This window comes from Vibrio harveyi, from assembly GCF_030060435.1.
Lineage (GTDB): Bacteria > Pseudomonadota > Gammaproteobacteria > Enterobacterales > Vibrionaceae > Vibrio > Vibrio harveyi.
In genome coordinates, this window is the sequence record NZ_CP125875.1 from 2,554,870 (window position 1) to 2,569,442 (window position 14,573).

Consider the following 14,573-nt stretch of genomic DNA (forward strand, 5'->3'; position numbering starts at 1 on the left):
TTCCTGATGAATCGCAGCACATTGAATTAAGGGTGAACAAGAAAAGTGTATACCCTAAAGTTGTGAGTTTCCGGTCAGCAATGAAGAAGAAATCACATGAGCGGCGAATTTCTTGCAATGCGGTAACAAAACTCAAGGAGTTGGTATAAAATAGACGCTTTGAATGACAGTTAATTTAGGAACGATCGGCAATGGCTGAATACGTATATACCATGTCGCGGGTGAGCAAAATCGTGCCACCTAAGCGTCAAATTCTTAAAGACATCTCTCTAAGCTTCTTCCCAGGTGCAAAAATCGGTGTTCTAGGTCTGAACGGTGCGGGTAAATCAACTCTGCTACGTATCATGGCGGGCATCGATACTGATATCGATGGTGAAGCACGTCCACAACCTGGTCTAAACGTAGGTTACCTACCTCAGGAGCCAGTACTAGACGAATCAAAAACCGTTCGTGAAGTGGTTGAAGAAGCGGTATCTGATGTTGCAGACGCGCTGAAGCGTTTGGATGCGGTATATGCTGCGTATGCAGAACCAGACGCAGACTTCGATGCACTTGCAAAAGAGCAAGGCGAACTAGAAGCGCTAATTCAAGCGAAAGACGGTCATAACCTAGACAACGCGCTAGAGCGTGCGGCTGATGCACTTCGTCTACCTGAGTGGGATCAAAAGATTGCAAACCTATCTGGTGGTGAACGTCGCCGTGTTGCTATCTGTCGTCTTCTTCTAGAGAAGCCAGACATGCTACTACTAGACGAACCAACCAACCACTTGGATGCTGAGTCTGTTGCATGGCTAGAGCGCTTCCTAGTTGATTACACAGGCACTGTAGTTGCGATTACCCACGACCGTTACTTCCTAGATAACGCTGCGGGTTGGATCCTAGAACTTGACCGTGGTGAAGGTATTCCATGGGAAGGTAACTACACGTCTTGGCTAGAGCAAAAAGATGCACGTCTACAACAAGAAGCATCTCAAGAAAAAGCTCGTCAAAAGACCATTGAGAAAGAACTTGAATGGGTTCGTCAAAACCCTAAAGGTCGTCAAGCGAAGTCTAAAGCACGTATGGCGCGCTTTGAAGAGCTGCAAAACACTGACCACCAAAAACGTAACGAAACCAACGAGCTGTTCATCCCACCAGGTGAGCGTCTAGGTGATAAAGTTATCGAAGTGAACAACCTGACGAAATCATTCGACGGTCGCGTTCTTATTGATGACCTATCATTCAGCATGCCTAAGGGTGCAATCGTAGGTATTATCGGTGCCAACGGTGCTGGTAAATCGACCCTATTCAAGATGCTAAGCGGCACAGAACAGCCTGATTCAGGTACGATTGAGCTAGGTGAAACCGTGAAGCTAGCGTCTGTTGAGCAGTTCCGCGACTCAATGAACGACAAGAACACCGTATTCCAAGAAATTTCTGAAGGCGCTGATATCATCAAGATAAACAACTTCGAAATTCCTGCACGTGCTTACTGTTCTCGCTTCAACTTCAAAGGTTCAGATCAACAGAAGATTATCGGCGAACTGTCTGGTGGTGAGCGTAACCGTGTACACCTTGCTAAGCTTCTTAAAGCTGGCGGTAACGTACTATTACTCGATGAGCCAACCAACGACCTTGACGTTGAAACACTACGTGCGCTAGAAGAAGCTCTACTAGAGTTCCCTGGCTGTGCAATGGTTATCTCGCACGACCGCTGGTTCCTAGACCGTATCGCGACACACATCATCGACTACCGCGATGAAGGTCAAGTTAACTTCTACGAAGGTAACTATAACGAGTACATGGAATGGCTGAAGAAGACGCTTGGTCCTGAAGCGGCTGAGCCACACCGTATCAAATACAAGCGCGTATCGAAGTAATTTCGACCGCAGGTTGATGTGCGGTATTTCACCTTACATCTCACCTTTGCTTGTAATTCGTACAAAGGTCGCTATCATAGCGACCTTTGTTGTATGTGTTGCATAAATAGCTCAAATGCCCTTGTAGCATGTAAAGAGCCTAACCTTTAGCCAGCATAACTCTGTAGCATTTTCGACATTTCAAACACAAAAATCGAACATTTTTTGTTCTATTTGGTATAGTCTTGCCATTGTTTGACACTTTACGAGAAAGCTCTATGACGGAAAGACGACGCTTTTCACGCATCATCTACCAAGTACCAGCCTTAATTGAACAGAGAGATTTGGTAATACCAGCTACCATTCAAGACCTTTCTTTACATGGCTTGTTATTAAAAGCTGAAGATGCAAAAAAACTGAATTTATTACAGCCCGTAGAAGTCGGTTTTTCGTTTATTCAATCAGAGCAAACCATGCGATTAAATGCTGACGTCATTTCAATTGCAGACAATGAAGTTCGGCTAAAGATCAGCAACATAGACATCGACAGTATTAGCCAATTAAAACGATTCATAGAATTGAATGTAGGCAATAACGAGCTCCTAAATCGAGAGTTAGAACACCTTTCGGATTTAGGGGAAGAATAAACTGAACGCCTGCTTTAGTAACAATAATCATGTCTAGAAAAATCATCATGCAGATCCCAACCAAAGATGGGAATCAGCAATTTCATTTGGGTCGCCTTTCGATCCTAACCATTTGCGCATCGGTCATTGCGCTACCGGCTGTCATTGGTGGCGCTTGGTATATGAACCAAAAACAGGTTCATGACGCACAAACATTAAACCAGACCATCGCAAAGCTTGAGAGCGAGAAAGCACAAATCACTGCATTGTACGAAGAGCAGTTGGACACCAACCATTCATTATCTCAGTCTCTGACGGACAAAAATAACCAAATACAACTTCTCGGGAAGCGCGTATTTGATGTTGAATCCGTACTCGGCTTGGCAGATGAAGAGTTAATAGGTGAAGAAAGCAATCTCGCGTTAGAAGAGCGGATCGATGCAGCTGCGATAGACTCAGCGGTCAGAGCCACCATGTTTCGCTTGATACCAAACGACAGCCCGATGACCTACCAACGTATTTCATCTTCATATGGCAGTCGTATTAACCCTATTTCTGGTAAACGTCATGTTCACACCGGTATCGATCTCACCTGCAAACGCGGTGAAGAGATCCTGGCTCCAGCCGATGGGGTTGTGGAGACAGTACGACCAAGTAACAGAGGTTACGGCAACTACCTAACTCTGCGTCACTCTTTTGGTTTCTCGAGCTCTTTTGCCCACTTAAACCGTTTTAAAGTGAAAAGTGGTCAGTTCGTAAGTAAAGGTGATGTGATTGCACAATGTGGTAATTCAGGTAACTCAACTGGACCACACTTACATTATGAGGTGCGCTTCTTAGGTCGTGCGTTGAATCCTCAATATCTGATGGATTGGACACCAGAAAACTTCAACTACGCATTCGAGAAAGAGAAAAAGGTGAAATGGGGACCATTGGTTCAATTGATTGATAATGTCGTTCGTCTGCAAATCAATCTGACTAACTCACCTTACCGTGATACTAGCATCAGCACCGTATCAAGCGAAGATAAGACAGGAACCGCAACCAACTAAGGTTTTGCGCTCCTTTTCTTCACTTCACATATAAAAAGAGCAGCCTCAGGGCTGCTCTTTTTATCTATCAAATCGGTGTTTATCCACGATGGATATTGTCATTCGCTTGTTTTAGCAGATTCTGACTCTCGTTCATAAATTGTTGAGAGTACTCACCAAACCAATCACTGACTTGTTCAAAGCTTTCAACAAATTCCGCTTTGTCTTTGCTATCCAAAATGCTCAGCGCCTCACCAAAACGTTGGTGGAATCGCTTAATCATATCGATGTTCTCTTGCGACGAAAGAATAATGTCACCGTAGAGGTTTGGATCTTGACCAAACAAACGCCCTACCATCGCTAACTCCAAGCGGTAAATTGGCGAGCTCAACTTTAACAACTGTTCAATGTTTGGATTCTCTTTACTTAGGTGCATACCGTAAGCAAACGAAGTGAAGTGGCGCAGCGCCTGAATCAATGTCATGCCATGATCGTGCTCTTGCGCATCAATTTGGCACAGGCTTGCGCCCCAAATCCCAAATTGTTGCAATAGCCATTGGTATTGTTCGTTACCACGACCATCACAGTACACAATTACCTGTTTCGCTAAGCTTGGCACATCTGGACCAAACATAGGGTGTAAACCAACAACCGGACCTTGGTGCACATTCAACATTGCTTGCAATGGCTTAGACTTGATGGAAGTCAGGTCACAAAGAATGCAGTCTTTTGGTAGGTTGCCTAGCTTTTCAATCACACCTTCTGTCAGGTGAATCGGAACAGTAACCACCACCAGCCCAGCATCTTCCAAGATGTCGTCTGCATGATCCCAGTCTTTACTGCCCAGCACTTTAACTTGGTAACCAGACAGCTTAAACATTCGACCAAACAGACCACCTAACTGACCATTACCACCAATAATAACCACTGAGCGCAATTCTGGGTTCAAACACTTAAAACCGGAATCTTTCTCGCTGGCATAAGACTCACGCATTGTTCGACGAAGAATGTCTTCAATCAGTTGTGGAGGGATCCCCATTTTTTCAGCTTCAGCTCGTCGTGATGCCAGCATTGCCGCCTCACGATCTGGGGCATAAATTGGCAAACCGTGTTCGCTTTTTACTTCCCCTACTTTCTCTACTAGAGCCAAACGCTGAGCTAATAGCTCCAACATTTGCTTGTCGACTGCATCAATCTGATCGCGTAATGCGTTAAGTTCAACTGCCATTGATGTTCCTTAAATCCCGTGTTGTTAGCCTTTTAGACGATTCTCTAAGAAAGGCACCAGCTCTTCGTGTGCATGACGTAATAGTGCCTCAGTTGAATCCCAATTGATACATGCGTCGGTGATCGATACGCCGTATTTCATCTCTTCGAGTGGCAAGTCAGAAGATTGATTACCTTCATTGATATGGCTCTCAATCATCAAGCCAATGATTGACTTGTTTCCTTCACGGATTTGATGAATCACATCTTCTGCGACCAATGGCTGACGACGGTAATCTTTACGCGAGTTCGCATGGCTACAGTCCACCATCAGCGAAGCATCGAGACCAGACTTCGCCATTTCTTGCTCACATTCAGTCACTGATACTGAATCGTAGTTGGTTTGCTTACCTCCACGTAAAATGACATGACCATTTGGGTTGCCTTGTGTCGTTAGCAGTGCCACTTGGCCTTCACGGTTGATTCCCATGAAACGATGACTAGAAGAAGCCGCTTGCATCGCGTTAACAGCAGTTGCCAAGCTACCATCCGTACCATTCTTAAAACCAATAGGCATAGAAAGACCACTTGCCATCTCGCGGTGAGTTTGTGACTCCGTTGTGCGAGCACCGATCGCCGCCCAGCTAAAAGTATCCGCAAGGTATTGTGGGCTGATTGGATCAAGAGCTTCTGTTGCTAGCGGGATTTCCATCTCTGCCAATTCAACCAGCAGTTCACGACCAACATGCAAACCATGTTCAATGTCGAAGCTACCATCTAGGTGTGGGTCATTGATCAAACCTTTCCAACCAACCGTGGTTCGAGGTTTTTCAAAGTAAACACGCATTACAATATACAGTTGGTCGCTTAGTTGTTCTGAAAGGGCTTTTAGGCGCTTAGCGTAGTCCTTCGCTGCCTCTACGTCATGAATAGAACATGGTCCACATACAACAAGCAGACGATGATCTTTCTTGTGAATGATGTCAGCGATGGTTTGACGAGACTCTTGAATGAAACGACGTGCCTTTTCACTCAAAGGAAGCTTAACTTTTAGCTCCTCAGGCGTGATCAGTACTTGTTCTTCGCTGATGTTGATGTTGCTCAATTCACTTCTTTGCATAACTTCGACCTGTATATTTTTGTTTACACCCAACCAATTCCTTGGTGAGACAACTAAGCTCTATCGACAAGATAACAGGCTACAAAAGAAATACAAGCGTACACAATAAAAAACATTTAATGTAAACTTAAATTTACACACAAAGAAAAAGCCGAAATGCAGGGCACTTCGGCTTAAAATAGGTGTTTTCGACAGTTTACGTATCCCCCAAGTAAACCAATACTCAAGGTTTACATGGCTAACCAATCAATCGCTTCATGGCTTCAGTAGCGTCTTTCCACTCTTGAGACAATTTTAACTCGCTTAGTGTAAAGTTTTGTTTTTTCAGCAAGGCATCAGCAAGAGGAACGGAAGTAGTTGGCAGGTTATCGAGAACTTCCACCTGTGCATCGCGCTTGTTACAAACTAATAGCATGTCACAACCTGCTTTTAATGCCTGTATGCCTCGCTGGGCAGGACCACCCATAATTGCGGCACCTTCCATGGTCAAATCATCAGAGAAGATCAAACCTTTAAAACCAAGTTGTTGGCGCAAGATTTGTTTTAACCAGTACTCTGAACCACTTGCAGGTTGATCATCATAATTGGGGAAAATGACATGAGCAGGCATCATCGCATCTAAGATGCCGGAATCGATTTGCGCTTTGAAAATAGCCATATCTTGCTCAAAGATATCACTGCGCTCATCGTACGGAGTCTCTAGGTGTGAATCAGCAATCACACCGCCATGACCAGGAAAGTGCTTACCCGTTGTTGCCATACCGACACTCTTCATGCCATGCATGTAAGCAGAACTGTGACGCAAAATTGTGTCCATATCCTCACCAAAAGCTCGACTGCCGATCGCTTTACACTGATGACCTTTATCCAGCACAGGCGCGAAACTTAGGTCAATGTCATGAGCTATCAGCTCTGCGGCCATCAACCACCCCCCCATGCGTGCCAGTTCCTCACTATTTTGGTGCTTGGCATATTCGTCAGCCGCTGGAATGAGAGAGAAACCTTCACGGAAACGCTGAACGCGCCCGCCCTCTTGGTCAACACCAATCAAAATCGGACGTTTCGCCGCTTTACGGATAGACTGGGTAAGAGCTTGAAGCTGCTTGCTGTCGTGGTAGTTACGTGTAAATAAAATCAAACCACCAACCGTTGGATGTTCCAAAATTTCTCTGTCTTCTGCAGTCAGTTCGTAGCCTGCAACATCAACCCATAACGGTCCCATTGTTTCTCCTCAAAATCGGCTGAATATCTCGTATTCGATGAGGTTATTCGCTTCAGAATTGCTTTACAATAAGTGAATCGAAGAATTGACGGAATCGGCTGTGAATCTTAACAATCTGTACATTGGCGTAATGTCTGGAACCAGCATGGACGGTGTGGATACGGCACTGGTAGAAATTGAAAATGACCATGTTTGCCTAATTGCGCACGATGATTACCCAATGCCGCCTCACATTAAACAAATGCTTCTGTCGATTTGCACAGGACAAGACACTAACCTGAAAGCACTTGGCGAACTGGACCACCAACTCGGGCATTTGTTTGCCGATGCCGTATTACAACTACTGAATAAATCTGGCTATTCCGCTGAGCAAGTCCGAGCCATTGGCAATCATGGTCAAACCGTTTTCCACCAGCCAACTGGCGATCTGCCCTTCACCACTCAACTGGGTGATGCCAACATCATTGCGGTCAAAACCGGTATTGATACCGTGGCAGATTTTCGACGCAAAGACATGGCGCTAGGTGGACAAGGTGCACCACTTGTTCCTGCGTTTCACAAAAGTATCTTTGCGATGCAAGACTCCACAACGGTAGTGCTTAACATCGGTGGTATTGCCAATATCTCTGTATTACATCCCGAGCAGCCGGTGATTGGTTATGACACCGGTCCGGGTAATATGTTGATGGACGCATGGTGTGAGCAGAATACTGGACAAGGCTTCGACAAAGACGCCCAATTTGCTCTGCAAGGTAAGATCAATGCAGCTTTACTGGCTCAACTGTTGGAGGCTCCTTATCTTGCGATGCCACCGCCTAAAAGCACAGGGCGAGAACTGTTCAATATCGATTGGTTACATCAACAGCTAACGAATCACCGTGTCTCTGTACAAGATGTACAACGCACACTTTGCGAATACTCGGCAATGACCATTGCTGTCGAAGTGGAAAAGTTCACTCATGGTCAAAAGCCTCAGCTTTTAGTGTGTGGTGGTGGAGCAAGAAACCCACTATTGATGCAACGTTTGGCAGCCCTTCTCCCTCAGTGGCAAGTCGCAACAACCAACGACAAGGGTGTCGACGGAGACTATATGGAAGCCATGGCTTTTGCTTGGCTTGCACAGCGCCACGTTCATGGATTGCCAAGCAACTTGCCAGAAGTGACAGGGGCAAGTCGTCTTGCTTCACTCGGTGTGCTCTATCCTAAAAACTAAATGAGTTGTTCTAAATACAGCTTAAAGATGAAACGAATTCAGTATTCAAAAGGCTTAAATCACTATGACAAATGACGCGCTTATTGCCGCTCTCGCTCACCTTGTTTCAGAAGGTCGCAACCCAGATACGATGGACATCGACTTATTACCATCTCTGGATATTGTTCAGCGTCTTAATCAACAAGACAAACTCGTTCCACTTGCCGTTGAGAAAGCGTTGCCGGAGATCGCCCTCGCGGTAGATAAAATCACCGACGCATTTAAGGTAGGCGGTCGTTTGGTTTACATGGGCGCAGGCACCAGTGGTCGTTTAGGGGTGCTTGATGCATCAGAATGCCCACCAACATTTGGTGTGCCTGACAAGATGGTGGTTGGCTTGATTGCAGGTGGTCCAGAAGCCATCCTCAAAGCGAAAGAAGGCGCAGAAGACTCTCCAATTTTAGGTGAACAAGATTTGAAAGACATCGAGTTCACTCATCATGATGTCGTGGTCGGCATCGCCGCTAGTGGACGCACACCTTACGTGATTGGTGGTTTGGAGTACGCCAACGAGATAGGAGCGACGACAGTGGCACTGTCTTGTAACCCAGACTCACCAATTGCAGAGATCGCTAGCATCGCCATTTGTCCTGTCGTAGGTCCTGAAGCTTTAACCGGTTCAACACGTTTAAAATCAGGAACCGCGCAGAAGCTGGTTCTGAATATGCTGACCACAGCGAGCATGATCCGTTTAGGTAAAAGTTATCAAAACCTGATGGTCGACGTGAAAGCGACCAACAACAAACTGGTAGCGCGCGCCGCACGCATCGTTATGCAAGCGACCGATTGCAGCAAAGAACAAGCAACCGAAGTACTTAAGCAAACAGACTATGAAGTAAAACTGGCGATCTTGATGATCCTGACCGATCTTGATATCGATTCAGCTCGTGCGCATCTGCATCATCAAGATGGCTTCTTACGTAAAGCCGTTGAAAGTCACCAGCCAAAATAACGGGTGAGATGGTTAACCAGATTGACCAACACAAGAAAAACAAAAAGGAGACCTCAAGGTCTCCTTTCTTATTCTGATATCGAGAATCAGTCTTCATATAGCCACTCATCAAACTCTTGGTTAAGCTTGTCATTCGCTTTGCGCTTGATTTGATCAGGATTCGTCATGTTTTTCACACGGTCGACCTTATTGGTGTACTTGCTAGTGGTATTGTTTACCTTGCGCTTAACCTGGTTCTCCACATAAGTGCCATCGGTGATCTCTTTGATATTACGCTTAGTGTGATTGATGGTGTTGGTTATATGATGCTTGTCATGGTCATACTTTCGCTTCATCTTGATCGACTCTTTCAATACATTGGTTGCGCCAACGGTCAAAGGGAACAGTGCTAATACGACCAAAAAGACTTTTTTCATGCTTCCATTTCACTTCTGATTGAATCTAATCATATCAGTACATCAAAGCGATAAAATTCAAATGTCAGAAGATTAACAAGGCAAATTGCTGTCTTGATTATGAAACAGAACTAGTTACTGTATTCGTTCCAACCGCGTTGCCATTCCATTCGAAACTTCTGCGCTTGTGGTGTGCCTTCGCATACACCTTCATAGTACTGACCAGACAATCCCATCTGGTAAGCGAAATCAGGATTACAGTATTCCGTCACCCCTTCGAGATAACCTTGGTCGTAGTCACCTTGCTTAGCATTACCGAGTTGATTGAGTTCTTTCACCGTACGAGAAGTATGCCCTGCAATGCCATCTTGATAACCGATCTGATACCAATCACCAGATTGCGCTAATTCTTCCGTGGTCGCCGCACAGCCTGCCAATAAAGCCAGCGCCAAACCTAACGTTGCCTTTTTCATGATTCTTCCTTAACTAGTTGTTTTCCAAACAAGCTTACCACTAAAGCCCGTAATGTGCCGCTTATCTGTCGATTTCGCCACTTAACTCTTAAGGTAACCACTTACCCTTAATCACAGCCACTCAATGGTGAATAGAACCACTTAACCCATCGTGCTACCACTAAGCAAACGATAAAACCACTTAATCTTTATATCGACCACTCGCTTCTCTATTCGACCACTCATCCACTGAGCGAATGCACTTATCAAAAGAGGCGAATACCATACATCCTGAGCTTAAAAAATTACCCTACCTAATAAACCAAGGACAATTGCTATGATGTGGTTTCTAACCTGTGTCGCAGCCCTTATCGGCGGATACTTCATCTACGGTGCTTTCGTTGAGAAAGTTTTCGGTATCAATGAGAATCGCCAAACTCCTGCCCATACAAAAACCGACGGTGTTGACTACGTTCCAATGTCAACCAAACGCGTTTACCTTGTTCAACTACTCAACATTGCTGGTGTTGGTCCTATTTTCGGTCCAATCATGGGTGCCCTATACGGTCCTGCCGCTATGTTGTGGATTGTTGTAGGTTGTATCTTTGCAGGTGCAGTACACGATTACTTCTCAGGCATGCTTTCTGTTCGTAATGGTGGTGCATCAGTACCAACGATTACAGGTCGCTACCTAGGTAATGGCGCAAAACACTTTATGAACATCTTTGCCATTGTCCTGCTGCTTCTTGTTGGTGTGGTATTCGTATCTGCGCCTGCTGGCATGATCACGAACCTAATTAACGACCAAACTAGCCTAAACGTCAGCATGACAACGATGGTTGTATTGATTTTCGCTTACTACATCATCGCTACAATTGTTCCAGTTGATAAAATCATTGGTCGCTTCTACCCACTGTTTGGCGCACTACTGATCTTCATGTCTGTTGGTCTGATGACAGCTGTCGCGTTTTCTAGCGAACACACAGTGATGGGTGATTTCCAAGTAAGCGATATGTTCACTAACTTGAACCCTAACGACATGCCTCTATGGCCAGCGCTGTTTATCACTATCGCATGTGGCGCTATCTCTGGCTTCCACGCAACTCAGTCACCACTGATGGCTCGTTGTATGGAAAACGAGAAAAACGGTCGCTTCGTTTTCTACGGTGCGATGATTGGTGAAGGTGTTATCGCGTTAATCTGGTGTGCTATCGCTCTGTCTTTCTTCGGTACGCTTGACGGTCTTGCAGAAGCAGTGAAAAACGGTGGTCCTGGTAACGTGGTATACAGTGCTTCATTTGGTCTACTAGGTGTATTCGGTGGTGTGATTGCCTTCCTAGGTGTTGTAATTCTGCCAATCACATCAGGTGACACAGCATTCCGCTCTAGCCGTCTGATTCTTGCTGAATACTTCGGTATGGAACAAAAAACACTACGTAACCGCCTTCTAATGGCTGTACCACTATTCGTTATCGGTGGCGTTTTGACTCAAGTAGATTTCGGTATCATTTGGCGCTACTTCGGCTTCGCAAACCAAACAACAGCAGTAATGATGCTTTGGACTGCATCGGCTTACCTATTACGCCACAACAAGTTCCACTGGATCACGACTGTCCCAGCGGTCTTCATGACAACCGTGTGTGTTACGTTCATTCTAAACAACAGTACATTAGGCTTTGGTCTGCCAATGCAAATCTCGACCATCGCAGGTATTCTGTTCTCACTAGCCGCAGCTGGCTACGTAATTAAAATCTCTAAAGGTAAAGGTGAGACTGAGCTTGCTGACGAAGAGAAACCACAAGCTGCTTCAGAAACTGCATAATGAATACCTTCGCTTGCTAACCGATTCATTATCAATGACTGGATAAAACCAAGAGCCTGCTCACCGCAGGCTCTTTTTGTTTCTCTTCTACGTTACAATAACAACATCATTTTTAGGTTAGGTTCGCTATGGAACTGGTCATCTCCCTTTTACAACAAATGTGTGTTTACTTAGTGCTGGCTTACATGCTGAGTAAAACGCCGATCATTTTGCCCCTGCTGAGTATCTCCTCTCGCCTCAGTCATCGGCTCATTTGTTATGTACTCTTCTCTGGCTTTTGTATTCTCGGCACCTACTTCGGCTTGCATATTAACGATGCTATCGCCAATACGCGTGCCATTGGTGCGGTGATGGGTGGGCTGTTTGGAGGCCCTGTGGTCGGTTTTGCTGTGGGGTTAACCGGTGGTATTCACCGCTACACACTTGGCGGTTTTACCGATTTAGCCTGCGCGATTTCTACCACGGCTGAAGGCTTGATTGGCGGCTTGCTGCATGTCTACCTTATCAAGCGTAACAAGGGAGCCATGTTGTTCAATCCAAGCGTGGTATTCAGTGTCACTTTCGTAGCAGAAATTGTGCAGATGATTCTGTTACTCGCTGTAGCCAAACCTTTCGACCAAGCCTATGCGCTTGTCTCAGCGATTGCAGCTCCAATGATCATTGCTAACTCGGTTGGTGCGGCACTGTTTATGAGTATCCTGCAAGACCGTAAAACCATTTTCGAAAAATACTCAGCCACCTTCTCCCGCCGAGCATTAAGCATCGCCGATCGCTCAGTTGGTATTCTAAGTACCGGCTTTAACAGTGAGAATGCAGATAAAATCGCCCGCATCATCTACGACGAAACCAAAGTAGGTGCCGTCGCGATCACCGACCAAGAAAAGATCCTAGCTTTCGTTGGTATCGGCGATGATCACCATAAGCCAAATACTCCTATTTCATCGCAAAGCACGCTAGATTCGATGGAAAAGAACGACATCATCTACCTTGATGGTAGCGAACGACCGTATCAATGCTCATTAGCACAAGACTGTAAGTTGGGCTCTGCATTGATCATTCCTCTGCGTGCAGGCAAAGAGGTGGTGGGAACCATTAAGCTTTATGAACCAAAACGCAAACTGTTCTCTACTGCGAATATGTCAATGGCAGAAGGGATTGCTCAGCTTCTTTCAAGCCAAATCTTGTATGGTGATTATCAGCAGCAACAAACTCTACTGGCTCAGGCAGAAATCAAACTGCTGCATGCTCAGGTGAATCCACATTTCTTGTTTAACGCGTTAAATACCATTAGTGCCATCACTCGTCGTGATCCTGACAAAGCACGAGAACTGATCCAAAATCTGTCTCATTTCTTCCGCAGTAACTTAAAGCAGAACATCAATACAGTGACGCTAAAAGAAGAATTGGCGCACGTGAATTCCTACTTATCGATCGAAAAAGCACGTTTTACCGATCGCCTAGAAGTTGAGATTGATATTGAACCAGAATTACTGGATATCAAGCTGCCGAGTTTTACTCTTCAACCTCTGGTCGAAAATGCCATCAAGCATGGTGTTTCTAATATGTTAGAGGGAGGAAAAGTGAAGATTTATAGCCAAGCACACCCTCAAGGTGCGCTGATAACGGTTGAGGACAACGCAGGTAGTTATAAGCCGCCAAAAGAGAATCATTCTGGTTTGGGTATGGAAATCGTCGATAAGCGCTTGTCGAATCAATTTGGGCGTGATTCAGCGCTAAAAATTACCTCTCAGCAGCATCAATTTACTAAAATGAGTTTTATCATTCCCCACTCGCGATAAGCGCAATGAAAACGCACAAAAGGTAATCTTGGATGTTAACCGCCCTCGTCATTGATGATGAACAGTTTGCTCGTGAAGAGTTGGCAGAGCTATTGGATGAAACGGGTCAAATTGAGGTGATTGGCGACGCGTCAAACGCCATCATGGGACTGAAGAAAATCAATGAGCTGAAACCAGATGTGGTGTTTCTCGACATCCAAATGCCTCAGGTGACGGGCATTGAGCTGCTGGGAATGTTAGACCCAGAAACTATGCCTTATGTGGTGTTTGTGACAGCTTATGATCAATACGCTATTCAAGCCTTTGAAGACAATGCCTTCGATTACTTACTCAAGCCCGTTGATCCATGTCGTTTGACCAAAACCGTCAAACGCCTTAGCAAGGTGATGAGTCAATCTGCACTCACTCAGCAACTGTCAGCCATCGCACCAGAAAACCTCGACCAAATTCCATGTATTGGGCACAACCGCATAGTGATCATGGCGACGGAGACAGTTGAGTGTGCTTACAGTGATATTAGCGGTGTACATGTGCGCTCCACCAGCCAAACCGCAAGTACTCAATTGACCCTGAAAACCTTGGAAGAGAAAACGCCACTGGTACGTTGTCATCGACAATATCTCGTAAGTATTAAAGCCATCAGCGAGATTAAGCTATTAGAAAACGGGCTGGCAGAAATCATTACCAAAACAGGCTTTGAGATCCCCGTGAGCCGCCGCTATTTAAAAGTACTCAAAGAGCTACTCGGCATTAGTCATTAGGGTATATACCAAAATACCCCCGAAATGGCTGGGTATAAACCATCACGAGTAGATAGAAACCACACAATCAAAAAAGGCGACCTTCTGGTCGCCTTTT

The 14,573-nt window shown here is 45.3% G+C and carries 13 protein-coding genes; 8 read left to right on the forward strand and 5 right to left on the reverse strand.

Annotated elements, in window-relative coordinates; all coding sequences use genetic code 11:
- Positions 1–191 precede the first annotated feature (191 nt).
- The 3 genes from ettA (at position 192) to QMY49_RS12150 (ending at position 3,516) form a co-directional block, all read left to right on the forward strand.
- Positions 192–1,859 (forward strand): energy-dependent translational throttle protein EttA, encoded by a 1,668-nt coding sequence (gene ettA / locus QMY49_RS12140; RefSeq protein WP_005447952.1) that lies wholly within the window; start codon positions 192–194, stop codon positions 1,857–1,859.
- Between the two features lie 257 nt (positions 1,860–2,116).
- Complete coding sequence (locus QMY49_RS12145) at positions 2,117–2,485, forward strand: PilZ domain-containing protein (protein WP_009697646.1); 369 nt, start codon at positions 2,117–2,119, stop codon at positions 2,483–2,485.
- Between the two features lie 29 nt (positions 2,486–2,514).
- Positions 2,515–3,516, forward strand: coding sequence for a M23 family metallopeptidase (locus QMY49_RS12150; RefSeq protein ID WP_009699373.1), 1,002 nt, complete (start codon positions 2,515–2,517; stop codon positions 3,514–3,516).
- Between the two features lie 79 nt (positions 3,517–3,595).
- Here the strand turns inward: QMY49_RS12150 and tyrA are convergent, their stop codons facing one another.
- The 3 genes from tyrA to nagZ form a co-directional block, all read right to left on the reverse strand.
- Positions 3,596–4,723: a bifunctional chorismate mutase/prephenate dehydrogenase gene (gene tyrA, locus QMY49_RS12155; RefSeq protein ID WP_005447947.1), complete on the reverse strand. Its 1,128-nt coding sequence runs from the start codon at positions 4,721–4,723 to the stop codon at positions 3,596–3,598.
- Positions 4,724–4,747: 24 nt separating this feature from the next.
- Complete coding sequence (locus QMY49_RS12160) at positions 4,748–5,821, reverse strand: 3-deoxy-7-phosphoheptulonate synthase (protein WP_005447945.1); 1,074 nt, start codon at positions 5,819–5,821, stop codon at positions 4,748–4,750.
- Positions 5,822–6,059: 238 nt separating this feature from the next.
- Positions 6,060–7,043, reverse strand: coding sequence for a beta-N-acetylhexosaminidase (nagZ, locus tag QMY49_RS12165; protein ID WP_069218182.1), 984 nt, complete (start codon positions 7,041–7,043; stop codon positions 6,060–6,062).
- Between the two features lie 100 nt (positions 7,044–7,143).
- Between nagZ and QMY49_RS12170 the strand changes: the two genes are divergently transcribed.
- The gene (locus QMY49_RS12170) at positions 7,144–8,256 is read left to right on the forward strand and encodes an anhydro-N-acetylmuramic acid kinase (protein WP_026138182.1); all 1,113 of its coding nucleotides are present in this window, start codon (positions 7,144–7,146) and stop codon (positions 8,254–8,256) included.
- A gap of 64 nt (positions 8,257–8,320) precedes the next feature.
- Positions 8,321–9,247, forward strand: a complete 927-nt coding sequence (murQ, locus tag QMY49_RS12175) for an N-acetylmuramic acid 6-phosphate etherase (RefSeq protein ID WP_199479708.1) — start codon at positions 8,321–8,323, stop codon at positions 9,245–9,247.
- 86 nt (positions 9,248–9,333) lie between these two features.
- Here murQ and QMY49_RS12180 read toward each other — a convergent pair whose 3' ends face one another.
- Both QMY49_RS12180 and QMY49_RS12185 read right to left on the reverse strand, forming a co-directional pair.
- Positions 9,334–9,663, reverse strand: coding sequence for a hypothetical protein (locus tag QMY49_RS12180; protein WP_005447939.1), 330 nt, complete (start codon positions 9,661–9,663; stop codon positions 9,334–9,336).
- 110 nt (positions 9,664–9,773) lie between these two features.
- Complete coding sequence (locus QMY49_RS12185; protein ID WP_005425322.1) at positions 9,774–10,115, reverse strand: DUF2799 domain-containing protein; 342 nt, start codon at positions 10,113–10,115, stop codon at positions 9,774–9,776.
- 316 nt (positions 10,116–10,431) lie between these two features.
- On the opposite strand from QMY49_RS12185, the gene QMY49_RS12190 reads away from it, so the two are divergent.
- The 3 genes from QMY49_RS12190 (at position 10,432) to btsR (ending at position 14,476) form a co-directional block, all read left to right on the forward strand.
- Positions 10,432–11,916, forward strand: coding sequence for a carbon starvation CstA family protein (locus QMY49_RS12190; RefSeq protein ID WP_009697641.1), 1,485 nt, complete (start codon positions 10,432–10,434; stop codon positions 11,914–11,916).
- A 128-nt stretch (positions 11,917–12,044) separates the two neighbouring features.
- Positions 12,045–13,715, forward strand: a complete 1,671-nt coding sequence (locus QMY49_RS12195) for a sensor histidine kinase (RefSeq protein ID WP_009697640.1) — start codon at positions 12,045–12,047, stop codon at positions 13,713–13,715.
- Positions 13,716–13,747: 32 nt separating this feature from the next.
- Complete coding sequence (gene btsR / locus QMY49_RS12200; protein ID WP_005447935.1) at positions 13,748–14,476, forward strand: two-component system response regulator BtsR; 729 nt, start codon at positions 13,748–13,750, stop codon at positions 14,474–14,476.
- Positions 14,477–14,573: the final 97 nt, after the last annotated feature.